Source organism: Rarobacter incanus (assembly GCF_006715765.1).
GTDB classification, from domain to species: Bacteria; Actinomycetota; Actinomycetes; order Actinomycetales; family Cellulomonadaceae; genus Rarobacter; species Rarobacter incanus.
The window spans coordinates 1,338,566-1,364,233 of record NZ_VFNV01000001.1 but is presented as its reverse complement, the minus strand read 5'-3'; the positions used below and the strand labels follow the sequence as shown (position 1 = coordinate 1,364,233).

At 64.4% G+C, this 25,668-nt stretch carries 16 protein-coding genes and 1 riboswitch; of the genes, 9 read left to right on the top strand and 7 right to left on the bottom strand.

Annotation, left to right across the window (positions count from 1 at the left end; translation table 11 throughout):
- Positions 1-328 precede the first annotated feature (328 nt).
- The 7 genes from FB389_RS05815 to FB389_RS05785 all read left to right on the top strand — a co-directional run bounded on the left by FB389_RS05815 (position 329) and on the right by FB389_RS05785 (position 8,711).
- Complete coding sequence (locus FB389_RS05815; RefSeq protein WP_142111837.1) at positions 329-1,531, top strand: ROK family transcriptional regulator; 1,203 nt, start codon at positions 329-331, stop codon at positions 1,529-1,531.
- A gap of 144 nt (positions 1,532-1,675) precedes the next feature.
- On the top strand, positions 1,676-2,914 hold the full coding sequence (gene manA, locus FB389_RS05810) for a mannose-6-phosphate isomerase, class I (protein ID WP_142111835.1): 1,239 nt from the start codon (positions 1,676-1,678) through the stop codon (positions 2,912-2,914).
- Positions 2,915-3,057: 143 nt separating this feature from the next.
- Complete coding sequence (locus FB389_RS05805; RefSeq protein ID WP_142111833.1) at positions 3,058-4,089, top strand: LacI family DNA-binding transcriptional regulator; 1,032 nt, start codon at positions 3,058-3,060, stop codon at positions 4,087-4,089.
- A gap of 172 nt (positions 4,090-4,261) precedes the next feature.
- On the top strand, positions 4,262-5,623 hold the full coding sequence (locus FB389_RS05800) for an ABC transporter substrate-binding protein (RefSeq protein ID WP_142111831.1): 1,362 nt from the start codon (positions 4,262-4,264) through the stop codon (positions 5,621-5,623).
- A 137-nt stretch (positions 5,624-5,760) separates the two neighbouring features.
- Positions 5,761-6,681 carry a carbohydrate ABC transporter permease gene (locus FB389_RS05795; protein ID WP_142111828.1) on the top strand — a complete coding sequence of 307 codons (921 nt, stop codon included), beginning with the start codon at positions 5,761-5,763 and terminating at the stop codon, positions 6,679-6,681.
- 5 nt (positions 6,682-6,686) lie between these two features.
- Positions 6,687-7,577 carry a carbohydrate ABC transporter permease gene (locus FB389_RS05790; RefSeq protein ID WP_246043545.1) on the top strand — a complete coding sequence of 297 codons (891 nt, stop codon included), beginning with the start codon at positions 6,687-6,689 and terminating at the stop codon, positions 7,575-7,577.
- 39 nt (positions 7,578-7,616) lie between these two features.
- Positions 7,617-8,711 (top strand): glycoside hydrolase family 130 protein, encoded by a 1,095-nt coding sequence (locus tag FB389_RS05785; RefSeq protein ID WP_142111826.1) that lies wholly within the window; start codon positions 7,617-7,619, stop codon positions 8,709-8,711.
- Positions 8,712-8,784: 73 nt separating this feature from the next.
- On the opposite strand, the gene FB389_RS05780 is transcribed toward FB389_RS05785, so the two are convergent.
- From FB389_RS05780 to FB389_RS05755, 6 genes are all read right to left on the bottom strand, one after another.
- Positions 8,785-11,550 (bottom strand): Ig-like domain-containing protein, encoded by a 2,766-nt coding sequence (locus tag FB389_RS05780; RefSeq protein WP_142111824.1) that lies wholly within the window; start codon positions 11,548-11,550, stop codon positions 8,785-8,787.
- A 131-nt stretch (positions 11,551-11,681) separates the two neighbouring features.
- Positions 11,682-13,349 carry a fibronectin type III domain-containing protein gene (locus FB389_RS05775; RefSeq protein WP_170207894.1) on the bottom strand — a complete coding sequence of 556 codons (1,668 nt, stop codon included), beginning with the start codon at positions 13,347-13,349 and terminating at the stop codon, positions 11,682-11,684.
- Positions 13,350-13,398: 49 nt separating this feature from the next.
- A complete protein-coding gene (locus FB389_RS05770; RefSeq protein WP_170207893.1) occupies positions 13,399-14,877 on the bottom strand; it encodes a dicarboxylate/amino acid:cation symporter in 1,479 nt (492 codons plus the stop codon).
- A gap of 293 nt (positions 14,878-15,170) precedes the next feature.
- Positions 15,171-16,646 carry an aminotransferase class V-fold PLP-dependent enzyme gene (locus tag FB389_RS05765; protein WP_425467246.1) on the bottom strand — a complete coding sequence of 492 codons (1,476 nt, stop codon included), beginning with the start codon at positions 16,644-16,646 and terminating at the stop codon, positions 15,171-15,173.
- Positions 16,647-16,680: 34 nt separating this feature from the next.
- Positions 16,681-16,821: riboswitch (SAM riboswitch) on the bottom strand.
- 194 nt (positions 16,822-17,015) lie between these two features.
- Positions 17,016-18,095: a glycosyltransferase family protein gene (locus FB389_RS05760; protein ID WP_142111818.1), complete on the bottom strand. Its 1,080-nt coding sequence runs from the start codon at positions 18,093-18,095 to the stop codon at positions 17,016-17,018.
- A gap of 4 nt (positions 18,096-18,099) precedes the next feature.
- Positions 18,100-20,715 carry a sodium-translocating pyrophosphatase gene (locus FB389_RS05755; RefSeq protein WP_344296085.1) on the bottom strand — a complete coding sequence of 872 codons (2,616 nt, stop codon included), beginning with the start codon at positions 20,713-20,715 and terminating at the stop codon, positions 18,100-18,102.
- Between the two features lie 161 nt (positions 20,716-20,876).
- Here FB389_RS05755 and ppdK point away from each other — a divergent pair, with 161 nt between their 5' ends.
- Complete coding sequence (gene ppdK / locus FB389_RS05750; protein WP_142111814.1) at positions 20,877-23,591, top strand: pyruvate, phosphate dikinase; 2,715 nt, start codon at positions 20,877-20,879, stop codon at positions 23,589-23,591.
- 84 nt (positions 23,592-23,675) lie between these two features.
- On the opposite strand, the gene FB389_RS05745 is transcribed toward ppdK, so the two are convergent.
- A complete protein-coding gene (locus tag FB389_RS05745; RefSeq protein WP_142111812.1) occupies positions 23,676-23,879 on the bottom strand; it encodes a cold-shock protein in 204 nt (67 codons plus the stop codon).
- A 267-nt stretch (positions 23,880-24,146) separates the two neighbouring features.
- On the opposite strand from FB389_RS05745, the gene FB389_RS05740 reads away from it, so the two are divergent.
- Positions 24,147-25,472 (top strand): NAD(P)/FAD-dependent oxidoreductase, encoded by a 1,326-nt coding sequence (locus FB389_RS05740; protein ID WP_246043543.1) that lies wholly within the window; start codon positions 24,147-24,149, stop codon positions 25,470-25,472.
- Positions 25,473-25,668: the final 196 nt, after the last annotated feature.

Here is a 25,668-nt window from a genome sequence, read left to right as displayed (position 1 = left end):
AACAACCGTGCTGTCGCTTTGCGTGAGGTCGGAGTTGACCACGTTACCCGAAGGCGAGAGGGCAGTAGACCTGAGAAACCAATCGCGATAGTTTAAGTAATAAATACATCGAGGTGGAGGCCAACTCCAAACCGAAATCCGCGGAGTTCCGGCACGCTCCCGGCCGTGTCATCCTGTGGTAGCATTTCGCCCACCGGCATTTGTGTCAGTGTTGACCATAATTGACCCGGTGTCCACCGGATTTCATGTCCGTGTGCGCCGTGTTCGGCGGCGGATCGGTGCTCTCGGGTCTTAAAGCGTTCAAGATGTAAAGGGGCAGAAGTTACCTATGGAGGTAGAAGATTCGGTCGGTTCGCGACTGCGGAACCGGCAGCTGGCGCTCGAATTCATCCGTCGGACCGGTGGTTGTTCGCGCAGCGAAATCATGCGGGAGCTGGGGTTGTCGCGGAGCGGCGTCAATCACCTCGTAAGCGCTCTGCTCGACGAGGGCATCATTGAGACCCAAACGGAAGGCCCCGAAAAGCCGGCGCGCCGGGGCAGGCCCTCCACCTACCTTGTCTACCGCGGCGAAAGTGGTCACGTGGCCGGCTTGGATTACGGTCACGGGCACGTGACGGTTGCTATCGCTAACCTCAACGGTGAAGTGCTCGCCGAGAGCACGGCGCGGGTCGACGTCGACCACGACCCGAGCGGTGCCATGGAGGTGGGTAAAGAGGTCTTCGACGGGCTCGTGGCGCAGGTCGGGGGCCCGCAAATCCAGCACGTCGTCGTCGGCATCCCGGGACCGATCGATCCGCGCACGGGACTCATGCGGGTTCCCACAGTGTTGGCCGAGTGGCGGGGACTGAGTCCGCAGGCGGAATTCGAACGAGTCTTTGGCCTTCCGGTCACCATGTCCCACGATGCGATGCTGGGCGCCTACGGCGAATCGACCCGCGGGGCCGCCCGGGGACTGAGCAATGTTTTGTATATAAAGGTGTCCGGCGGGGTGGGCGCGGCGATGATCTTGAATGGGCGCCCGTACATGGGAACCAGCGGGCTCGCAGGCGAGATCGGGCACGCGCCGCTGCAAGGCTCCACGGAGCTGTGCCGGTGTGGAAACAGGGGGTGCCTGGAATCTGTGGTGTCGGCCGACACGATCCGCCGCCAGCTGGGACTCTCGGCGGGGCGGGAATTTGCGGCCGATTCGTTCGACGTCCGCGAGGTGACCGACGCGGCCGGGGTGCGGATTCTCTCGGAGGCGGGGTGGACGCTGGGTAGACTCCTGGCGGACCTGTGCAACTGCCTCAATCCGCAGCGAGTCGTGCTGGGGGGCGCCCTGGGCGCCTATTCGTCAACCTTCCTGCAAGGGGTCGAGCAGTCTATCGCGCGCTACGCGCAGCCGGGAGTCATTGACGACCTTACCGTCGTTCATTCGCAACTCACCGATCGCAGTGAGATCGTCGGGGCGGTGATGCTGGCCGCCGAGCGGGCGGCCCAACTTGTCTCACTAGGTGTTGCCACGGAGCGGGCGGAACTCGTCCTTCAATAGACTCGGTGACCAATGCTGTTCCTGTCCCCGGCCCGGGCGTCGCGCGGCTTGACCCGGCCGCGGTGCCCGACTACGGTTATCAAACCGGTTTGATTGGCGCGAGGGAGCGGGCGCAGAGCCGCCGTCGCGAGCGAAGGAAGTGACATGCTGAGGTTGCAGGGCCGACTCCAGGCATACGATTGGGGATCGCGTGAGGCGCTTCCGGCCTTCCTGGGCCTTCCAGGTGACGGCAGGCCCTGGGCGGAAATCTGGTACGGCGCGCACCCATCGGCTCCGGCACTCGCCAGCTCCGTGTCGCCGTGCGTGCCGGCCGCGGGCGTCGACGCGGACTTGGGCCCCAGATCCGAGCGCCTCGACCGATGGCTTGCCGAAAACCCCCGCGCGCTGCGCGAGCCGAACGGACGCGCCCTGCCGTACCTGGTGAAGCTGCTCGCGGCGGCGAGGCCACTTTCGCTCCAGGTGCATCCCAACAGCGACCAGGCCGCGCGGGGATTTGCGCGGGAGGGCGCCGACCGCACGCCGCCGGCGAGCCGCAACTACGCCGACGACAAGCACAAACCCGAAACCCTGCTGGCACTGGTTCCGACGCGCGCCCTGGCCGGCTTCCGGGACGCGGAATCCGTCGCGGCGGACCTCGAAAGGCTCGCGCCGGACGTGCTGCGGGCGGCAATTTCGCAGTTGCGACAGCCCGCGAACGGGCTGCGGGACGCATTCGAAACGGTTCTGCGCCTGGATCGCGGCGCCATAGATTCGGCGCTGACCGCGCTGCAAGGCATTCCCCTGGCAGGCAGCGGCGGCAGCGGCGGCAGCGCGCCGGCCGATGGCACCTGGGGGCAGGATTCCCTGGCGGTTGCGCGGGAGGTCCTGGAGTTCTACCCCGGCGACGTGGGCGTTTTGGCCACGATCTTCCTGCAACCTAGATCGCTCGAACCGGGAGCGGCGCTGAGCGTCGGCGCGGGGGTTGTGCACTGCTACCTCGACGGGCTGGGCCTGGAGGTCATGGCCAGTTCGGACAACGTGATCCGGGCCGGCCTCACCTCGAAGCGGGTCGACATCGACGAACTCCTGGCGATCGTGGATTTCACGGCGGGCGGGGCGCTCGTCGATCATCCACGAGCGGAAGGTGGCGCCAATGCGACTGTGCAGTCCTACCCGGCGCATTTTAGCGAATACCAGGTCACCATCTACGGGATCGCCGGTGCCAGCGTTGAAACGAAAGGCGCGCACGGGGCGCGTGTCGCGATAGCGTTGGACGGGCAGACCAGGGCGAATTGCCCCGATGGACGAGCCGCCCTAGTCGCTGGTGACGCCGTATTTTTAGGCGCCGGCGAGTCCCTGGAGCTGTCGGGGCACGGGCGGGTGGCGGTCGTCGGCGTGCCGTGACCGTGGGCGATCGGTAGCCAATTGCATCCCGGATAATGGTGGTGCGCGCAGATGCAGGACCCTGCGCGCGCAATCGCCGTAGGCTATAAGGGCGCCAGCGTCAGTGGGTACGCGCGTCGCAGGGCCAGAATCGGGGAGTTTCAGTGGAGACGGATCGCGTCACAATCGTCGATGTCGCGGCGCGCGCCGGGGTTGCGATTAGTTCAGCCTCGGCGGCGCTCAATGGGCGGCCGGGCGTTTCGGAGGCAACGCGCGCACGCGTGCAGCGGGCGGCGAGCGAGCTTGGCTACGTGCCCTCCCTGCGCGGCCGGAGCCTGTCAACCAAGCGCGCATTCGCTATCGGATTTGTGTTGCAGCGCAGCCTGGATGTCCTGGAGTCGGATCCCTTCTTCGCCTCCTTCATCGGCGGGATCGAACAGGCGCTATCGCCGCGTGGCTACGCGCTAGTGCTCCACATGGGGACCAACGAACGCGACACCGAGAACAGGTACCGGGAGTTAGCAGCAAATCGGCGCGTGGACGGGGTCTTGCTCAACGAATTGCGGGTCGATGATCCACGGCTCCCGCTCATGAATGAAATTGGAATGCCTGCGGTTGGGATCGTTCCCAGTGCCGAGGGATTCGAGCTGCCATGCGTGCGGCAGCCGAGCGCGCCGGGTGTCGCGGCGATGGTCCGCCACCTGGTCGACCAGGGGCACACGAACATCGCGCATGTCTCCGGCCCCGCGCGGTTTGTGCATGCCAGGGAGCGCGTCGAAGCGTGGAGGGCGGAGATGGCGCGGCACGGGTTGCGTGCCGATACGCTCATCCCCGGCGACTTTACGTACCAGGGCGGTCGGGCGGCGGCCGATGCGATTTCGCAGATGGTTGATCGGCCGACCGCGGTGGTCTGCGCCAACGATCTTGCGGCGGTGGGCCTGATAATACGGGCGCAGGAACTGGGTTGGGACGTGCCGGGTGACCTGTCCGTCGGGGGCTATGACGGTATCGCGATGGGAACGTACATCAGGCCTACTCTGTCGACCGTGCAGGCCGCCCCGCGGCGCGTGGCGGCGGCCGCGGCCAACCTGCTGCTGGACGTGATCGAGGACCCGGCCGGATCGGCCGGGCGCGTCGTTGACCTGGCCCCGGGGCAGCTGATAGTGCGACACTCGACGGGAAAGTGCCCCAAATAGGCGAATCTGCTAAATCGGTTTGAAATGAATCGATGAAATGCCAACAAAATCCCGGCGAGGCAGATAACGAAACGATAACGAACGGTTGCGGCCGTTGGCGGTCACGGGCCGTTCAATGCTAGAGTCACAGGCAACCGAAACGTTTCGGTCTCACGATCCAACAGGAGTCAACATGGCAACGAAGAAGTTGCGCCGTTCGACGGCAATCGGCCGCATTGTTGCGGCAACAGCAACGCTCGGTCTGGTCGCAGGGCTGGCGGCTTGTGGCGGTGGTTCATCTGACACGGCGACATCGACGGGCGGATCCGGCAGCCCATCAGCATCCGACGTCACCGGCGACCTGAACATCCTCGTTTCGAGCGCGGACGCGTCGGACAAGGCATTCGGCGAGGTCATTGACGCGTTCAACGCGAAGTACCCGAACGCAAAGGCGACGCTCAACTCCGTACCCAACGACACGTACCCGACCACAAAGTCGGCGCAGCTTACCGCGGGCAAGGTTGACGTATTCGTCGTCAAGACGTTCCGCGAAATGCCCGACTACGCGCAGGATTCGGTTTCCGAAGACGTCCAGCTGGCTCAGTCGGGTGGCCTCGTCGACCTGACCGACCAGGCGTTCATGAAGAACTACACGCAGTCGGTCCTGGATTCGCAGGCGATCGGCGGCAAGCAGTACGCGGTTCCCACCGGAACGTCCTACGTCACCGGCGTGTACTACAACAAGAAGATCTTCTCGGACAACGGAATTGAGGCCCCGACCACGTGGAGCGAGCTGCAAGCTGCCACGGAAAAGCTAGAAAAGGCGGGCGTCACCGCCTTCGGCATCGGCGGCAAGGACACCTGGCCCGCAGGCCTGGTCATGCTCGGCGCGGTCGGCTCGGAGTACCCGACGGCCGCCGACAAGCAGGCAACGATTGACGGGCTGTGGAACCAGAGCGTGTCCCTGACCTCCGGCAAGCCCCTCGACGTCTTGAAGAAGACGCAGTGGGTCTTCGAGCACGCGCAGAAGAACTTCTCGGGTGCGGGCTACGACGACATGCCGGCGGCGTTTGCGCGCGGCGAGTTCGCGATGCTGCCCGACGGCACGTGGAACCAACCGACCATTGCCACTGCTGTGAACGACCAGTTCGAGATCGGCTACTTCCCGTTCCCGGGGTCGGACAACGCCGCCGACAACAAGTACCTGAACGGAAAGATCGAACTGCAACTCGCCGTGTCGGCCTCCTCGAAGAACCAGGCTGCGGCGCTGGCCTTCCTGGACTTGTTCTCGCAAAAGGACACCTACACCAAGTTCGTCGAGACGTCCGGATTCAGCTCGGCTCAGCCCGACATCGACCAGAGCGACTTCCTGAACAGCATCGCCGACCAGACCTCGCAGTTTGAGCCGGTGTGGGAGTCCTTGTGGATCGCCAACCCGAATGCGGGCGACGACGCATCCTTCCCGTTCAACTACCCTGCGCTCAAGCCGCTCGGATCGAGCGATGCCGCGGGCGCCGCGGCCGCCGCTGAATCTGCGTGGACCAAGGCGTTCTAGCAGCAGTCATCCGGCCGAGCCCAGGGTTCGCAAGACATACCTAGGCCCGGTCGCGTGCAAGAAACGCGCTCAGGCTTGCATTCGCGCCCCTCCCAACTCGCGGGTGCAAGCCTGAGCTCTTAATGAAAGTGTGAAAGATGGCTGCGTCATCCTCTTTTCCCTTCCCGAGCAGGCACCCCGTCAGGACCTCCTTCTCCGTCGGTGCCATAGTCCTCATCGTCTTCGCGTTTGTGCCTGCGATAGCAGTCGTCGTCGTTTCGTTCACAAACCTGAAGGGCTTGCCGAACCTGCCGGTCGACTGGATCGGCATTGAAAACTATGCGCGGTACTTCGGCCCCGCGCGGCGCTCGGACAACATCAACGCCCTGACGAACACGCTCGTCTTCGCGACGCTCGCAACCGTGTTTCAGATCGGCATCGGCTTGGCCGTGGCGATCCTGCTGAACCGGCCGCTGAAGGGCCGCAACTTCTACCGCTCGATCGTCTTCATGCCGACCGTGCTGGGTGTCACCGTCACGGCGCTGATATGGAGCCTGATGTTCAACACATCGGGTGGCCCAATCCAAAGCATCCTGAATGCATTCGGAACCGAATCGGCGTTCTTCGGAGACGACAATATCGCCCTGTATCTCGTGGTGTTCTGCCAGGTTTGGATGCAACTCGGTGTGACCGTGATCATCTTCCTGTCGGGACTGCAAGCGATCCCCTCGGATCTGTACGAGGTGGCCGGGATCGACGGCGCCAACAGTTGGCAGCGATTCCGCTACGTCACGATTCCGATGCTGGCCCCCTCCATCACCGCGAACGTGCTGCTCGGCATCGTCAACGCCATGCAGTCGTACCAGTTGACGTACGTGTTGACTGGCCAGAGCAACAAGGCGACGCAACTTCTCTCGCTCCAGGTATACGAGCAGGCCTTCGGCAATGCGCAGGGCCGCCAGATGCCGGGGGCGACCCAGGGGTATGCTGCCGCGATTTCAATGATCCAGTTCGTATTGGTCGGTGCCATCACGTTCGCAACGCTGTGGTACCTGCGCCGACGGGAGGCCAAGCTGTGAATGCCGTGACTTCATCCGCGAAATCCGCCAGCGATCCGATCCTGACTCTGGCGGCGAAGCCGGACGACTTCGCCACGCGCAAGCTGCACAAGAAGCACCGACCGATCGGCGCGTACATTGCGGTCGCCGTGATCATGATCATCTTCCTGTTTCCGCTCCTCTACCTGTTCAACACGGCTCTCAAGAGCAGCCAAGAATTCATCACGAACCCCGTCGGTTTGGTTGAACACCCGCAGTGGAGCAACTTCGCTGAAGCCTGGAGGCTCGGAGCCTTCGGCGACTACATCCTCAATACAGCGCTGTACACGTTTGCGGGCGCGTCGATCGGAACCTTCATTGCCCTGGTGATGGGCTTTCCGGTGGCACGCAAGTACATTCGCGGCGGCAAGCTGTGGAACGCGCTTTTTGTGCTGGTTCTGTTCTTGCCGAATGCGCTGATGACGCAGTTCCACCTGCTGCTCAATCTGCACCTGTACGACACTCGCATCGGGTACATATTGATGGTCGGAGTCGGCGTGGGGATCGGCCCCCTGCTGTTCAGCGGATTTGTGAAGTCCATTCCGACGGAATTGGACGAGGCCGCCGCGATCGACGGCATCGGCTACTGGCGGTACCTGTTTACGTTTGTGTTCCCGCTGGCGCGGCCCGCCTTGGCGACGATCTTCATCCTGCAAGCGGTGTGGATTTGGAACGAGATCATCCTCGCCACAGTTTTGCTTTCGGATTCCTCGAAGTGGCCGATCGCGACCGGTCTCAACGCCTTCAAGGGAACGTACTCGAACAACTGGACCCTGCTTGCGGCCGCAACCATGATCGTTGCCGGGCCACTGATCATTGGTTACATCTTCATCCAGAAGTACTTAGTGAACGGCGTAGTCGGTGCCGTCAAGGGCTGACGCCACCGGCAATTTTCAACACAATAAACAGGAGTAAACATGAACTCGCCTCAGCAGGCCGCGGTAGCCGAAGCTACGGAAACTGTTCCGTACAAGCTGACACGCTTGGGCGTCATTATGAGCCCGGAGCCAGGTAACGAACTTGAAGCAGAGGGCGTCCTGAATCCGGCAACCGGATGGGATGGCGACGGTAATCTCTACCTGTACCCGCGCCTGGTGGCGAAAGGGAATGTCTCGCGCATTGGCCGGGCCAGGGTCGTCATCGACCAGGGCGTGCCGGTCGGAGTGGTCCGCGAGGACGTGGTGCTGACCCCCGACCGCGGTTGGGAACACGGCTCCGATCACGGCGGCGTTGAGGATCCGCGCATCACCTGGGTGCCATCGTTGGGCACGCACGTCATGACGTATGTTGCCTACGGCCCGCTTGGGCCTCGTCCCGCTTTGGCCGTGTCGCGCGATGGGAAGGTCTGGGACCGGCTCGGTCCGCTGCTCTTCGGATACGAGGATGACCTGGATACGGATCTGAACCTGTTCCCGAACAAGGACGTCGTCTACTTCCCGGAGATCGTGCCGGGACCCGGCGGCAAGCCATCGTATGCCGTGTTGCACCGGCCGATGTGGGACTTCTCGTTTGTGCGGCCGGGCGAACCCGCGCCGCTTCCCGCGGGAACGACCGACGACCGGGCCTCGATCTGGATCTCGTACATCGACGCGGCCGAGGTCGCGAAGGACATCTCGGCGCTCACTCGCCTGTCGGGGCACACGTTCGTGGCGGGCTCGGTGTACGACTGGGAAGCGCTCAAGGTCGGCGGTGGGCCCGCCCCGCTGCGGATACCCGAAGGGTGGCTGGTGCTGCACCACGGGGTGACCGGAACGATCGAGGCCGGCGGGTTCACCCCGCAGCAAAACGTCCGGTACGTCGCGGGCGCCTTGATTCTGGATGCGAACGATCCGTCGCAGGTCATTGCGCGCACGCCCCAGCCGCTCCTGGAACCCGCCACCGCCGAGGAAACCTCCGGGACCGTTTCCAACGTGGTGTTCCCGACCGCCATCGAGAAGATCGAGGGTAACTATTTCGTGTTCTACGGAATGGCCGACTCCAAGATCGGCGTGGCGCGGTTGGACCGCGTGTAGCACTGGAACGGAGGCGGGGCGCGTACCGGAATGCCGGTACGCGCCCCGCCGTCGTCGGTGCGGTGAAGTGTGGTTACTTCTTGATCTTCACCGTGACCTTGGCGGAGCTAGCAGACGAGTAGGTTCCGTTGCCCGCATACTTTGCCGTGATCTTCCACTTGCCCTTGGCGAGTTTGGGCAGGGTGAGGCTGACCCTCTGCGACTTCACGGTCCCCTTGACGGTTATCGACTTCTTGCCCTTCTTGGCAGTCACCGTGACCTTGCCCGAGGCCGCCGCAAGGCCCTTGGCGGTCGACACCGTAACCCGCACCTTTCCCTTCTTCTTGGAGGTGGGCGTCTTAGTCACCTTTGCCCCCACCTTCGTGACCTTTCCTTTGGTGACCGTCACCGAAGCCGTGGAACTGGCCGCAGCGATATTGGCATCCCCGGCATAGGCGACAGTGACCGACTGCGTCTTGACCGCGAGGTTCGCCGGCAAGGCGAAGGTCACGGCGCCCGCGGAATTCAACTTTCCGGACAGCGTGTTGCCTGCCACGGTCAGCGTGACATTGCCCGTTGCGGGGGTCTTCTTTGCCGTCGTAACGGTGACCGCGGACGCGCCGGCCTTGCCGTAGGCGTAGGCGGCCGCTGTCACCGTGACGACGGGCTTGGCCTTCGCGATTACCAGGGTCTTGGTTTCTGACTGGGCGCTGGCGTATTCGGAATCGCCGCTGTAGGTGACCTTGACCGGGTATGAACCGGCGGCAATCCCGCTGGCCAGCGGGAACGCTACCGCGCCTTCGCTGATCGTCGCCGTTAGTGGTTGCCCCGGCAGCCCGGTGATCGTGGCCGTTCCGGTTGCCCCCGCGGTGACCTGGGCGGTGATCTGAGCCTCCTGCTCATAGGAAACCTGTGGCAGTTCGTTCAGCGTCACCGTCGCCGTCTTGCCGATCGTGATCGGGGTGCTTGCGGGCGCAATCGCGTAGCCGTGCCCCAGGTAAGACACCGTCCACACGGAGCCGATGTCGCTGGCCGACCTGGCAGGCACATCGATCGAAACCGAGCCTGTTGCGCGTGGAAGCTGGACCGGTCCGGCAATGACGTCGCCGTCCTGGTTTGAGACGATGACCTTGCCGAGCGGGGCGCCCGTACCATCAACCAGTGCGTCGTCCTGCCCGGCCGTGTTCAACGAAATGTAGGACGAATACGTCGGCGCCGTCACCGTCACGGACAGCGTCGTGGTGGCCCCGACGGGCAGGGCAGAAATCGCAGAATCGCTTTCCGCAACGGATACGTTGCTGGCAGCGGCCGCCGTGGTGAGCGAACCAAGGACTCGGCGGTATTCGTCTACCGCCTCGCGGGCGAATGCACGCTGGCTGCCCAGCCGGTTGCCGCCGGGTGCGAGCGTGCCTTGCAAGGTGGTGTCGGCCGTGTTCGGCAAATCGCGTCCGGCGACGTACCACCATTCGCTCATGTACTCCGTGTACGTGCCGTTATCGTTGTAGCGAATCGCCTGATCAACGACCGGTTGCGCGTTGCCCTGAGCGTCCTTGTGGTTCTTGTTGTAGACAAGCAGTGCGGGCACCTGGAGGCGGCGTGCCGACTTCACTTCACCGCTCACGTCGCCGCCCGGGTAGTAGAAGTTGGGGCTTGCGCCTTCTTCCCCGTCGGCAGCGTATTCGGCGACCGCGCCGTCCAAGTACTTGTTGAAAAGGTCCCCGTAAAGGTGTCCCGGTGCCACCAGCTTGCCGTCCGCCAGCACTGGCTGCCCGGAGGTGCGGATGTGGTCGTAGTTTGCGCGACCGTTTGAGGTGGAGAACAGCGAGAAGTCGAGGTTGTAGACCGTGGAAACGTTAGCCGCCTGCGCCGTCTCGTTGACGGTCTTGATGACGGCGCGGGTGTTGTGGCACCACGTTCCACCGAACAGCAGCGGCACGTCGCTGTCGGCGTACAGCGGATTGGTTAGCAGGTCGATGGTTTCCGGGTACGTGAGCGATTCGATGCGCCAGCCGTCCTGGTTGTCGGCGTCATCGAGAATCTGCGCGCCGTACTTCGTCGCGTCGGTGTAGCGGTCCAGGTGGCGGCGGTTGACCTCGTCCTTGTAGAAGTCGAACTGCGAATTCACGGACAGGGGGGCGGAGGCAAGGACGGACGTCACCTGTGCCTTGTAGGCGTCCTGGGCGTTCGCCGTCGCGAGGACCGCAGCGCCTTGCGAATCCGATAGGGAAGCGACGATGCGATCATCCTGGTCCTGACCGTTCTTGCGATCCTTGTTCGCGACGAACAGATAGGGTGCCGTGACCTTGCCGTCCTCATCGCGCACGAACTGCGGCTCGGGGTTGTCGCCGTTCAGCAGGCTCAATAGGGTGCCGCCGGTGGTGGCCGCCGGGCCCTCGTCCTCCCAATAGGTGAGCCCGTCGCCGCCCAGCTGCGTCTCCAACTCCGACCAATCGAAGATGTTCAGCTTCGCACCGTCGATGCGAGGATTGAAGACGTAGATCTTCTTGACGTCAGCCGCCTTCGCCGCCTGGTTGATCAGGCCGATCTTTGCTTGCAGCTTCGCGTCCGTCGGGTCGCCGATGAGTATCGCGAAATTCCCCTCTTTGAACCGCAGGATGTACTTCAAGCGCTCAATCGTCACGGATTCGAATACGTGCGACCCGCGCTGATCCGCCAGCGCCGGGAACACGTCGGCGAAATAGTCAAAGTCGACTGTTGAACTAGTTGTGGGCGTCGGGGAATCGGCGGCGGCCCCGGTCGGTACGCCCGCGCCGAGCGCGCCGACAAGGAGTGCCCCGGCAACGGCCGCTGCAACTCGCCGCAGGGCAGGGGATTTCCGTGCCCGGAATGAGGTTGTCATGTGTTTTTCACTTTCTCCTGCCACTATGGGCAGATCGGGTTTGCGGGTGGTTACGTTCCTGCGTCTCGATGGGGTTGGGTCGCCGACTTCTTGGCGGATGGGCGGCGGCCCAACCCGGATGGATTCCTTCACTAGCTCACCTCCGCTGCTGGTCGAGAGTGAGCACCAGCCACCGGTTCCAGTGGCCTGTGCACGGTGGCGGTCGCCGGGCGCGGTGTGGGCGCCGGGCGGGCGGGATCCGTGCCGATCGGCGGAATGAAGCGGGCCGGTGTGAGGGCAAATTCTGGCAGGACCGGAGAATCTGAGCGGGTTCCGGCCGCCCGGGATGAGGCGGACCGGAGCGGGGCCGGTTCCTCATTCGCGAACGGGGACGCTGCGGGCCCCGCGGCCCGCTTCGCTTCCGTGACTTCATTCGCCTGTGCGCCCGCGGCGGGGCGGCGCCGCAGGGAACCGACAAACAGCGACAGCACCCCAATGGCAGCCAGGGCGATCAAGATGATGGCCCCTGTAAACGGCGGCACTGTTTCGGTCTCGGCGGCGGCGGTCGCATCCGCCGCCGATGCCTCAGCCTGCACCGCGGTTGGCGCCGATGCGATGACGGTCACCGCGGTCTCCGTGATGATGTCGGAGTCCGTGGCAACGACGAAGGTGTGATCGCCCGCGGGGGTGTCGGCGGGAATCGCGGCATCCAGCGTGAAGGCGCCCGCGGCGTCGGTTGTGACCGTGCCGAGCGTGACCGGGTCCGAGTGCAGCTCGATGACGAGCGCCGTGTTCGGTTCGTAACCGGCGCCGGTAATGGTGACCGTACCGCCGGGGGTAACGTCGCCGTCCCAGGACAGCGTCCCCTGCACATCGTCGACGGGATCGCCGACGACGACTGCGTCCGAGGGGGTCGACGCGACCGATTCGCCGGTGTCATTGACGGCCCGCACGGCCGCCCGATAGGAACCGTCGGGCAGGTCGGTGAACGTGTAGGTCAGCGTGTCGGCGGCCACCGATACCTTGTTTCCGCCGGACAACTGCACGGTGTAGCTAGTGACGGAATCCAGCTCTACGTCGGCGGACGCCTCCCACGTCACGGTGATCGAGGTGCCGTCCACGGTGAGGGTGGGTTGACCCGGCGCCGAAGGCGCGCCAACGGTCGCTACCTCGTCCGCGCCCCCGGTAAGGTCGTCATCGGCCTGCGTGGAACCGGTTGCGGTGCTCGATTTGGAACCCGTTGTCGTAGATGTCGATGCGGCGGACTTCTTCGTCGACTTCTTGGTCGATGAGGTAGATGACTTCGCCGCCGCGCCGGAGGACGAGGACGTCTTCTTCGATCCGCTCGCGGACGACTTGGTGCCCGATGACGATGAAGAACCCGCCGAACCCGATGACCCGGTGGAGGACGACCCGCTTCCGGACCCGCTAGAACCCGCCGACCCGCTCCCGGAGGAGGTCAAGGTGTAGTCGGTGGGTAGCGCGTCGGCGTACAGGACCTCGGAGGCCGCGCCCTGCCAAATGCCCGTGCTGGCGCTCGGCTGCACGATCCTGCCCTTGTACTTCGGGTTGTTGCCGTCGTATTCGTAGCAACCGGGAATGGGCTGGCACCACAGGCTCGAGTCGAGTTTGGTGAGCGCGGCACCGACGTCATCTTGGACGCACGGCGAGTCGTCGCCGCCATCGACCCATTCGACCGAACTGGCTTGTGCGGGTGCGGCGGCGGCGAGAGTCACCGCCAGGCCCGCAACGCCGGCGGCCACGAACGAGACGGCGCGGCGGGCGAATCCGCAGGATGCGGGGGATAGCTGCAATTTCACGGGAATTTCACTTTCTCTTGCTACATGCATGGGGATAATCGCCGGGCGTTCATGCCACGGGTACGCGCTCGCGGCGGGCGGGTTTGGAATCGAGGCCACAGGCGCCGATCGGAACACCGCCGTACGGGAAAGCGGGGGCCTCGTCGGTATTGCTGTCGATAGGTGCGGACGAGCGCTCCGTGTCCGCGACGTCCTCGACCACGAGGTCAAACGCGCTGGATTCGCTCGCGAACACGGTGTCGTCCAGCTTGTGCTCCTTGCGTGCCACGACTGTCGCGGCCACGGCCGCCGCGGTCACATTCGTCATGGTGCGGGCCATGTCTGCAACCGCGCTGATAGGCAGCGTCAGGATCACCACTTCGATGGGCAGTCCGGCCGCGGCCATCACCGTGGTGGCCGTGACGGTGGCGGTTCCGGGCACACCGGCGGTGCCCACGGACACGACCAGGCCCAGGACGACCAGCAGCGCGTAGTCGCCGAACCCGTATGGAATGCCGAGCCCGTTGACCGCGTATACCGCCAAGAGGATGGGCCAGACTCCCGCGCAGCCCGGCATCCCGATGGTCGTGCCGAGCGGGGCCGTGAAACCGGCGATCTCCGCCGGCACGCCGACGCGGTTGCGCAAGAGCGTGGTGGTGAGCGGAAGCGTTCCCGCGCTGCTCTGGGTGGTGAACGCCGCGAGCTGCGCCGGGGCAATTTTGCGGAAGAATGCGACCGGGCTGAGGCGCGCCGAGACCTTCAGCACGACCGCGTTGACGATAAAAGCATCGGTGAAGCAGACAATGAAAGTGGCTGCCAACAGGGCGAACAGTGCCCACAGCTGGCTGGCATTGCCGGATACCGATGAGGCGAATGACGATGTGAGGGCCAGCACCGCGTAGGGGGTGAGCGCGATTATGAAGCCCACGGCGCGGTAGATGATTTCGCGTAGGGCTTCGACCAGGCGCTTGAAGGGCTCGACTTTGCGCGGGGCGCGCTCCGCGACGAGGGCGTAGGCGACGGCGATCAGGATCGTGAAAACGATGATGGGGATGATGTTGTCGTTGGCGATGTCGTTGACGACGTTCGTGGGGAAGAATCCGATGAACACTTCACTGAATGGTTTACGAATCGTGTCGAGGGAACGGGTGTCGATCCCAGCGGTGGCGAGGTCGGCGCCCTTTCCGAGGCCCATCTGCAGGGCGACGCCCAGGGACAGGAAAATCGCGATCAGGTTGAGCCAGAGCAACCATCCGAGAGATCGTCCGCCGATAGTTTTGAGCTGGCTGATCGAACCCAGCGAGACGATGCTCGAGAGGATGGAGACGATGATCAGCGGGGCAACGATGGTGAGCAGGAGATTGACGTAGACGCGACCGATGGGCTGAATGTAGTCGGTATGTCCGCGAAAGACGATGCCGACTGCGATCCCAACGAACAGCGCGATGAACGTGAGCACGCTGAAGTTCACTTTGCGTCGGTGCAGGGAGAAGATCCCCGCTGCGAGCCCGATTGTCACTGCGAGGGCAGCGACATCCCATATGTTCACGTCTAACTCCTTGCCGGTGCTGTTGGTTTGCTGATCTTGGTGTTGGTGGTTATGCCGTGGGTGCGGTTGTGCGGTTGTGCGGTGGCCGTTCGGCCCCAAACCCTACTATGCCGACCGGGGCAGTAGGGAAATGGGTCGAGCGTTCCTCGTCGTGAAGGGGTGCGGGTCGTGTGCGCGATAGCCGGTGCGCCTGTCTACGGCGGGGGCGCGATTGCGTACGTTTGGGCGACGGGGCGCCGGGCCTGGAAGCGGTCGTATTGTTGGGCGCCGCGGTCGGCGCGAACCGGGACGAATTAGCTGGCGGGCTCCGTCGCCGGCGTACACCCTGCGGCGGGTGCAACGGCGGGTGCAACGGCGGGTGTGCAACCTGCCGCCGCCGTGTCGATCAGGTGATCGAGGTGAAGGCCGCTGGGTATGGGGCGGGTGTCGTGGCGCAGCGTCCACGCTCCGTCGCGCACCTCGTATTCGCGAATCGGCTGGCCGGTGGCGAGCCACCGCACCGCCGCGATGAGGCGCTCGACGTGTTCGCCAGTTGTGGAGGCGCCGACGCTGGCGCGAACGGCGCCCTGGTCAAGGCCCAGCTTGCGAAGCAGCGGGTGGGCGCAGAATCGCCCGTCGCGCACGCCTATGCCGTGTTCTGCCGAAAGGTAGGCGGCCACGAACCCGGGCTCCAATCCCGCAAGCGCGAACGTGACGACGGCCACCCTGTCGGCGGAGTCTTCCCAGATCCGGGCGACTCGAACACCGGGAATCGTTGCGAGCCCCTGGTGGAGCCGTCCCACCAGGGCGGCCTCGTGCGCCTGCAGGGCGGCAAACCCCACCGCCTGCAACGTTTCGGCGGCGGTAGCCAGGGCCACCGCGCCGATGACGTTCGGGGATCCGGCCTCGTGCCGCGCGACGCCCCGCTGCCATTCGGCGCCGCGGGTCGTAACGTTTGTGACCGCGCCGCCTCCGCGCAGGTACGGCTCGGCGTCGTCGAGCCAGTCGATGCGTCCGATCAAGGCGCCGGCCCCGTAGGGAGCGTAGAGCTTGTGCCCCGACAAGGCGACGTAGTCGACGCCGGTGGCGGCGATGTCGATCGGGCGGTGCGGCGCCAACTGCGCTGCATCCACAAACAGCCGGGCGCCGTGCGAGTGCGCTATCTCGGCGACCTGCGCCAAAGGCAGAATCTCGCCGGTGACGTTGGAGGCGCCGGTCACGGCGAGCAGTGCGTAGTCACCGACAGCGAGCTCGTCTTCCAGGGCTGCGATCGTCGCGGCCTGCGTCGGCAACGCGTTCAGGACGGTCGCGCCACCCGCTGCCGCCTGCCAGGGAAGCAGATTCGCGTGGTGCTCGATATCGAGCACCAGGATCCTTCCGGGCACCGAGCGCGCCAGGAGGTTGATCGAGTCGGTGGTGTTGCGGGTAATGAGGACCTCATCGTCCGGGCGCGCCCCGACGAATGCGCCAAGAGATAGGCGGGCCGCTTCGTAGAGCGAGGTCGAGACCTGAGAAAGGTAGCCCGCACCCCGGTGAACGCTGGCGTACCACTGCAAGGTCGTGTTGACGCGATCGGCGACCGCGCGCAGGGCGGGGGCGCTGGCAGCGAGGTCCAGGTTTGCATAGGTGGCCCAGGTGCCGTTTGCCAGCGGAACGGATGTGGACGCTCCCACGGCCTCCAGCAGGGCGGGTCCCTGCTCCGCGGCGCGCGGCTTTGCGGCAAAGCCGCACGCCGGCGCCGAAGCTTCCAGCGGCGTACAAGACTCCGAAACATATCCCACGTATGTCACGATACGACTCCTCACATTACCGGGGTATTACCCCCATGCGCGCTTGCCGTTGCGCGAGTCGGCAACGGCCAGGTCGTCACCCGGGGCACCCCGCCGCGATGGAGGGTTGTCGGCCAGCAAGCCGGGGCTCGGTTCGCGGCAATCCGGGGATTGCGCGGTGCTGGCACTCATGACCTGCAACCATCTTGCAGTGTGGCGAAGGAAGCGAAAAGGGCGGTTCACAATGTGGGACGGCGCGCTGTGGGCGTTTCGTTGCGCACGCGCTAGGGCGGGTGATGCCGCGGCGCGGCGGGCGGGTCGTTAGGACGCACAAAGGGCGGTGCCGCGCACCGCGCGACACCGCCCTTTGCCCGCCCGCCCCGCAACCTCCTAGACGTCGAGTTGCTGCGGCAACTCGAACGCGGTGTCGAACCACTGATTGATACGAGCGACGATCACGCGTTCGAAAATGTCGTCATCGTGGCGCGACCGCAGCCACGACTGGAACCCCGACCCGGCTGCGGTATCCATCTCGGCCAGACATGTATCCGGGTCCACAACCGCGCGCCGCAACATCTCGGCGGCCTGTTCGGGTGTGTCGTAGAAGAACGGGTACCTATCGGGAACCAGGGCATGCGCCCACGGCAGGTTCGGGAAGATTCCTATTGCCCCGGCCGCCAGTGCCTCGACATACATCAGCCCGTACGACTCGGTCTCCGCCGTGGCCAAGAACGCCGTGGTGCGACTCAGCGCCTCCCAATAGCTATCGCGTCCGGCAGTGAGCGGTCCGATCCAAATCCAGTCCTTGCGTGAATACCGCATCGCCAGGCTGCTCACGAGCTGCGACTCGGTGAGCCGCGCCTCCACCTGCAGTGGGGTTGTTTCATGCACCGCCTCGACGACATCGAAGAACAGCTGCGGCCGCTTCTCGCGCGTCAGGTAGATCGCGGGGTACAGAACAACCGGCTCCGTGGCATCCCGGCGAGGCTGGACGTGTTCGTGGCGGAACCCGAGGTTCACCCACGCGATAATCGCCCGCTCGGCGAGCGGTTGCGCATCCCACTTTGAGACAATTTCGCGTGCCTCACCGGCAGTCCGTTCGGAGTTAGCGAACGTCGGGAAGAGCGCGCACGCCAGGGTCAGGGCGGCCTTTTCGATGTGACTCGAATACCTGGCGACCGGCCACCACAGGAAGTTCATGACCTTCGGCTTTTCGCAGTTCGCGTGGAGCGTGCGCCACACATCCACCGAATCGATCACGTCCATGTTGACAACGATCACGTCGTCCCCCTGGATGAATTCCAACGGAAGCACGTCGAACCCGTTGCCCTTCCGCGGCCCCTGGCCGATCACGATCGAGTTGGGGAACAACCGCAACAGCCGGCGGACCAGCGTGTCCCCGGTTTCGTGGCCGCCAATGTTGCCGTTCGGGTCGATGAAGACGTTGTCGTACTTGATTGCGATCCTCATGGCACTACTCACCTGCTTTCTGTCCTGCGAGTTGCGAATCGCGCTCCGCGACGACATCGTCTGGCCCGGTCACGGGTGGAGCGGCGAGCTGGGGGCCCTCGTCGGAATAATTGGTGTCATCGAGCGGCGACGGGTTCTCGGGCACGCGCAGATCCTCGACGTCGTCGAGTGAGGTGTTGATGCGCATCCCATAAAATGACCGGTACACGAACACGCAGGTCAGCACGAAGAATACTGCCGCGAGCACGTGGACCAAGCCGGTTTGGCCGCGGTTGGTCATGGTGACGGCCAGTTCGACGGCAAGCAGGCCGAACAGCGTAGTGAACTTGATGATCGGGTTGAGCGCCACGGACGAGGTGTCCTTGAAGGGGTCGCCCACCGTGTCGCCCACCACCGAGGCGTCGTGTAACGCGGTTCCCTTGGCATGCAGGTCCACCTCGACTATCTTCTTCGCGTTATCCCAAGCGCCTCCCGCATTCGCCATGAAGATCGCCTGGTACAGGCCGAAGACGGCGATCGACACCAGGTACCCGATGAAGAAGAACGGTTCGACGAACGCGAACGATAGCGTCGCAAAGAACACCGCCAGGAACATCGTCAACATGCCCTGTTGCGCGTATTGAGTGCAGATGCCGACGACCTTACGCGAATCCTCGACGGATGCGCGCTCGGTGTTGGTGTCGTCCAGGTTGATTGTTTCCTTGATGAACTCGACGGCGCGGTAGGCGCCGGTCGTCACCGCTTGGGTGGAAGCGCCCGTGAACCAGTAGATGATGGCGCCCCCGACAATGAAACCGAGCAGGAACGGCGGGTGCAGGATAGACAGGTTGGACATGTCGGTGGTCAAACCGTTCGTGAGCGACATGATGATCGAGAAGATCATCGTCGTGGCCCCGACAACCGCCGTGCCGATCAGGACCGGCTTCGCCGTTGCCTTGAAGGTGTTCCCAGCGCCATCGTTCTCCTCGAGCATGCGCTTGGCCAGGCTCCACTGTGGGTCGATGCCGAAGTCGCGGCGCAGTTCGTCGTCGATGCCCGGAATCTCCTCGATTTGCGACAGCTCGTAGACGCTTTGCGCGTTATCGGTCACCGGCCCGTACGAGTCGACCGCAATCGTGACCGGCCCCATGCCCAAGAACCCGAACGCGACCAGGCCGAACGCGAACACCGCCGGTGCGGCCATGATGGCGTCCATACCGTGCTCGGAAATGAGATATGCGCCCGACATCAGCCCGACGATAACGATTCCGAGCCAGTACGCGGAGAAGTTCCCCGCAACCAGACCCGACAAGATGTTGAGCGACGCACCTCCCTCCCGGGAGCTCTTGACCACTTCTTGGGTGTGCCGCGCCTTTGTCGAGGTGAAAGCCTTGACCAGCTCGGGGATGAGCGCGCCCGCGAGCGTGCCGCAGGTAATGATCGTGGAGAGTTTCCACCATATTCCGGGCGCCTGCGTCAGGTGTCCCAGAACCAGATACGACGTCAGGTAGGTGAGCGCGATCGACACGCCCGATGTCAGCCACACCAACACCGTCAGCGGTTCCTCGAAGTTCATGCGGGTCGCCTTCGCGTAGCGCCGCTTGGTGACCAGGTCGTTGATGAAGTACGAGGCCCCCGAGGCGATGAGCATCACCGCCCGCACCACAAAGATCCATATCAGGAGCGTGGCCTGGACCGCCGGATCGTGGACGCCCAGCAAAATGAAGGTGATTAGCGCCACGCCCGTGACCCCGTACGTTTCGAACCCATCGGCCGAGGGGCCGACGGAGTCGCCCGCGTTGTCACCCGTGCAGTCGGCGATGACGCCGGGGTTGCGGGGGTCGTCTTCCTTGATCTTGAAGACGATCTTCATCAGGTCGGCGCCGATATCCGCAATTTTGGTGAAGATGCCACCCGCAATGCGAAGCGCCGCGGCGCCGAGTGATTCACCGATCGCGAAGCCGATGAAGCACGAGCCCGCTATGTCTCCGGGCAGGGCAAGCATGATGCCGAGCATGATGAGCAGCTCGACGCTGATCAGGACCATGCCGATCGACATTCCTGACTTCATCGGGATGCGGTGCTGCGGAAGCGGCTTGCCGTCCAGCGAGGCGAAGGCAGCTCGCGAATTGGCGAACGTGTTCAACCGGATCCCGTACCAGGCGACGCCGAAGGATCCCGCCATGCCGATGAGCGAAAAGGCGAGGATGATCGCCACCTTGCCCCAGCTGAAGCCCACCAGGACCTTGAAGTAGAGCAGGATCACCGCCGCGATGAACGCCCACAGGACCAGCAGGAACTTACCCTGCTTGACCAGGTATTCCTTGCAGGTCTCGTAGATCAATTCCGAGATTTCCCGCATGGAGCGGTGCACCGGCAGCTTCTGCAACTGCCCGTACGTCATGACTCCGAAACCGAGGCCGAGAAGGCAGACGATTAGCGCGCACGCGAGAAGGGTGCGTCCGCCGATGCCGCCGATATCGACCTGGCCCAGGTCCGGCAGCTTGAGGTTGGCCTCGCCGCCCATCTCGGATGCGTGCGCGGGTGCGGCTGCAAGGATCGCAGCACCGGTCGCGATTGCGGTTGAAAGACCAAGTTTCGCCGCGATACGGCGTCGTGGTGGATGATTCAAGGGGCTCACCTCAAAATCGTTAGGCGTCGTTGCCATTACCTCCCGACGCTAGACGTGATCCGGACCACATTCCCGGGCCGTTCGTCCCAGCTGTCAAATGTGATCGGGGTCACAATAGAAGGTGGCGGGCCACGCAACGGCGCGTGGTTCCTACTGACGGAGGTGCCACGATGGCAAAGTACGTGCAAGACTTCGCGGAGGGCGACAAGGACCAAAAAGATCTGCTGGGAGGCAAAGGTGCCAACCTCGCGGAAATGACGCGACTGGGGCTTCCGGTGCCCCCCGGATTTACGATCACCACGACCGCGTGTCGGTCTTACATGCAGACGGGGCTGGTCCCCGCCGAATTGCGTGTCGAGGTGACCATGGCCCTGCGGCGGCTGGAGGACGCGGTGGGCCGCCAGCTTGGCGACCCGTACGATCCGCTCCTTGTCTCGGTCAGATCCGGCGCAAAATTCTCCATGCCCGGCATGATGGAGACGGTTTTGAACATCGGCCTGAACGATGCCTCGGTGAAGGGGCTGGCCGCGATCAGCGAGGATGAACGCTTCGCGTGGGACTCGTACCGGCGCCTCATCCAGATGTTTGGGAAGACGGTTTTGGATATAGACGGCGACATCTTCGCCGCCGCGCTCGACGAGAAAAAGGGGGCCCGCGGCGTCGTCCTCGACACCGAGCTCACCGCCGACGACCTGCACGAACTGGTCGATGAGTTCAAAGGAATAATCCTGGCTGAATCCGGGCAGCCTTTCCCGCAGCACCCGCGCGAACAACTCGACATGGCCATCGTCGCCGTATTTGATTCCTGGAACACCGAAAGGGCACGCCTCTACCGGCGCAAGGAACGCATACCCAACGACCTCGGCACCGCCGTCAACGTCTGCACGATGGTTTTTGGGAACCTGGGTGAGACCTCTGGAACCGGCGTCGCCTTCACGCGTGACCCGGCGTCGGGAAAGCCTGGCCAGTATGGCGACTACCTGGTCAACGCGCAGGGCGAGGATGTCGTGGCCGGGATCCGCAACACGCTCTCGCTCGCGGACATGAAGCAGGTCGATCCGCAAAGCTACGCGGACCTCATGGCGGCCATGCGCCGCCTCGAAACGCACTACCGCGACCTGTGCGATGTCGAATTCACCGTCGAGCGAGGCAAGTTGTGGATGCTCCAGACGAGGGTCGGTAAGCGCACCGCGCCCGCGGCATTCCGCATCGCCTGCGCGTTGGTCGATGAACACCTTATAACAATGGACGAGGCCCTCGTCCGCGTTACGGGCGCCCAACTGAGCCAATTGATGTTCCCGCGGTTCGACACGACCGACTCGTCGCGGGTCCTGCTCACAAAGGCTATGGCCGCATCCCCGGGGGCGGCCGTGGGGGCCGCCGTTTTCGACTCGGTCGAAGCGCAGCGGCGCGCCGCCGCCGGCGAGGACGTGGTGCTGGTTCGACGTGAAACCAATCCCGACGACCTGGGCGGAATGATCGCCTCGGTGGGCATCCTGACCGCGCGGGGTGGCAAGACTTCCCACGCCGCGGTGGTGGCCCGCGGGATGGGGCGCACGTGCGTGGTCGGTGCCGAAAACGTGGACGTGGATCCGGTGGCGCGTGCGTTCACCGTCGGTGACATCACCGTCGAAGAGGGGCAGGTCATCTCGATCGACGGATCCACAGGTGAGGTGTTCTTGGGGGCGGTCAGGGTGGTTCCGTCGCCCGCCACAACCTATCTGGAGCACGGGCTTGACGCGGCTCTTACCCAGGCCGACGACGACCAGGACACGCGCGAATTGGTGCGCGCCGTCGACCGCATCCTCACGCATGCCGACCACGCTCGGCGCCTGCGGGTCGAGGCCAACGCCGACACGGCCGCGGACGCGGCCCGCGCCAGGTCGCTGGGCGCGCAAGGGGTGGGGTTGTGCCGCACGGAGCACATGTTCCTGGGCGATAGGCGCGTGTTGATCGAGCGGGTGATCCTGGCGAAAACGGATGCCGAGCGGCAACTCGCACTCGACGCGCTGCTGCCGCTGCAACGGGCGGACTTCGCGGCGCTGCTGGCCGAAATGGATGGGCTGCCGACCACGATTCGACTGATAGACCCGCCGTTGCACGAATTCCTGCCCGACTACACCGACCTGTCGGTCAAGGTCGCGCTCGAAAAGGAACGAGGCGCCCTGGATCCGCACGACGAAGAACTACTGGCGGCGGTCAAACGGATGCACGAGGCAAACCCGATGCTGGGTCTGCGCGGAGTGCGCCTGGGGCTCGTGATCCCGGGGCTGTTCGCGCTACAGATCAGGGCCATCTGCGAAGCCGCTGCCGCGCGCCTTGCGGCGGGCGGCAGCCCTCGTCCCGAAATAATGGTGCCGCTGGTCGGATCCGTGCAGGAGCTGCACCTGGTCCGGGACGAGGCCCTGCGCATCATGGCGGACGTCGCCGCGGAGTCGGGTGCGGAATTGGACATACCGGTGGGGTGCATGATCGAGCTGCCCCGGGCGGCGCTGACCGCCGGGCGGATCGCGGATGCGGCGCAGTTCTTCTCGTTCGGAACGAACGACCTGACGCAGACGACCTGGGGGTTCTCCCGCGATGACGTCGAGGGGGCGTTCTTTGCCGAATACACCGAGAACGGCGTGCTCGCCGTCTCGCCATTTGAGACAATTGATACGCGCGGCGTTGGGCGGCTGGTGAGCATTGCGGTCGCAGAGGGGCGCGCGGCGCGCCCCGGCATGCCCATGGGAGTATGCGGGGAGCACGGTGGCGACCCCGAATCCATCCGGTTCTTCCACAACGTCGGGCTCGACTACGTCTCCTGCTCGCCGTTCCGCGTCCCGGTTGCCCGGCTCGAAGCCGGTCGGGCGGCGATCAGCACCGCCGGATCGGATGCCCGCTAGCGGGCCGAAGGCGGCTCCCCGAACAGGCGAGGGCCCCGCCGCGCGGCGCGCGTGGCGGGGCCCTCGTTCTTAATAATCACAGCATCACAGTGCGCGGATGTTTTCCGCCTGTAGGCCCTTGGGGCCCTGCGTGATGTCGAACTGCACGCGCTGGTCGTTTTCCAGGGTCTTATAACCGTTGGACTCGATTGCGCTGTAGTGGGCGAACACGTCCGCGCCACCGTCATCCGGTGCGATGAAGCCGAAACCCTTTTCGGCGCTGAACCACTTGACGGTTCCTTCTGCCATCTTCGTACTACTCCCTCAAGAGTGGTCGGACAGCCCCGGCCTTCGGGACTGCTCGTCACGGTGTTCGTTCGCCAACTCTTGATAGGGATCAAGCCCGGATTGCCGGGGTGGACGTGCGAGGCACTGCAACTACGGAAATAACCCTAGCCGTGCCTGGCCCATTGCGCTAGACATTTTTAGGACTTCCAGTTCAACTAGTGAGCGCAATGGTGTCCGATTCGGGGGAAAATGCCCGGTAGGGTTGGATATGGACACTTTCGATAGGGGATGGCCTTGAATAACGGTGGTCTAGACACGCCGGGTGCGCGCCCGCGGGTGGTAGTCATTGGTGGCGGATTCGCCGGAGTCGCAACGGTTCGGGCGCTTCGGAAATCCCCGGTCGAGGTGACACTGGTCGATCGACACATATACAACATGTTCCAGCCGCTGCTCTACCAGGTTGCGACCGCGGGACTCAATCCGGGTGACGTCACCTACTTCTTGCGGGCCCTGCGATACCGGCAGGGCAACGTCCGTTACCGGCAGGGGTTGCTTGCCGGCATCGACGCGGAGCAGGGACGAGTCCGCCTGCGCGACGGGAGCTCGCTCCCCTTCGACTACCTGGTTCTGGCGAACGGTGTGACCACGAACTACTTCGGGACCCCGGGCGCGAAGGAACACGCCAAGGCCGTCTACACGCGGAGCCAGGCCCTGCGGATCCGCGACGCGGTATTTCGTCAGCTCGAAGAGGCAGCTTCCCGGGGTGACCGGTCAGAGGGACTGGAAGTTGTGATCGTCGGGGGTGGCGCCACGGGGGTCGAGATGGCCGGGGCGCTCGCCGAGCTACGCAACCAAGGCCTGTATTTCGCTTACCCGGAGATCTCGCACGACCACATGCAGATCACCCTGGTCCAACGCAGCTCCGAACTGCTCAAACCCTTCAAACCACACCTGCGGACGTACGCCAAGAAGGCGCTTGCCAAGCGCGGGGTGACGTTGCGGTTCGGGGCGGGTGTTAAGGAAGTCCACGCCCGCGAGGTCGAGCTGACCGACGGAGAATCCATCCGCGCCGATGTTGTCATCTGGGCCGCCGGGGTCAGCGCCCATGAAGAGGTTGCGCAGTGGGGGGTCCCGCAGGGGGAGGGCGGGCGGATCGTCGTCGGCCCCGATATGCGGGTCAAGGGGATGAGCAACGTCTACGCCGTCGGCGATATCGCGGTCAACGATGATGACCTGCCGCAACTGGCGCAGCCAGCCATGCAGGCGGGACGCTTTGTCGGCAAGAACATTGCGCGGCAAGTCGCGGGGCGGCCGACCCGCGGCGCATTTTCCTATACCGACAAGGGCACAATGGCGACAATTGGGCGGCGATCCGCCGTGGCGCAGATCCACGGGCTGCCTGCCATGACGGGGCCGCTTGCCTGGTACGCGTGGGCGGTGGTCCACGTATTCCAGCTGCTCGGAGGCCGCAACCGGCTCGCGACCTTTGCGAACTTGATAACCCGGTACGGGCAGTTCTACCGGATCCACCCCAACCCGATCATCGGCGAGATACGCCCGGCGCGGGTCTACGGCGTCGAGCCGGGCGCTCCGCGCACGGACACCAGCGACTGACGCCGTCCCGTACTTCGCGGGGCGTTTTGCTGGAAGCGGCGCGCTGGGCGCCTCCTGCCGGGCGAGTGTGCCGTTTCCCGTTGATCGAGTGTGCCGTTTCCCGTTGGTCGAGTGCGCCGCCTCCCGTTGGTCGAGTGCGCCGTAGGCGTGTATCGAGATCAAGAACTGGGTGGTCTCGATATGCCCGCTGTGCGGG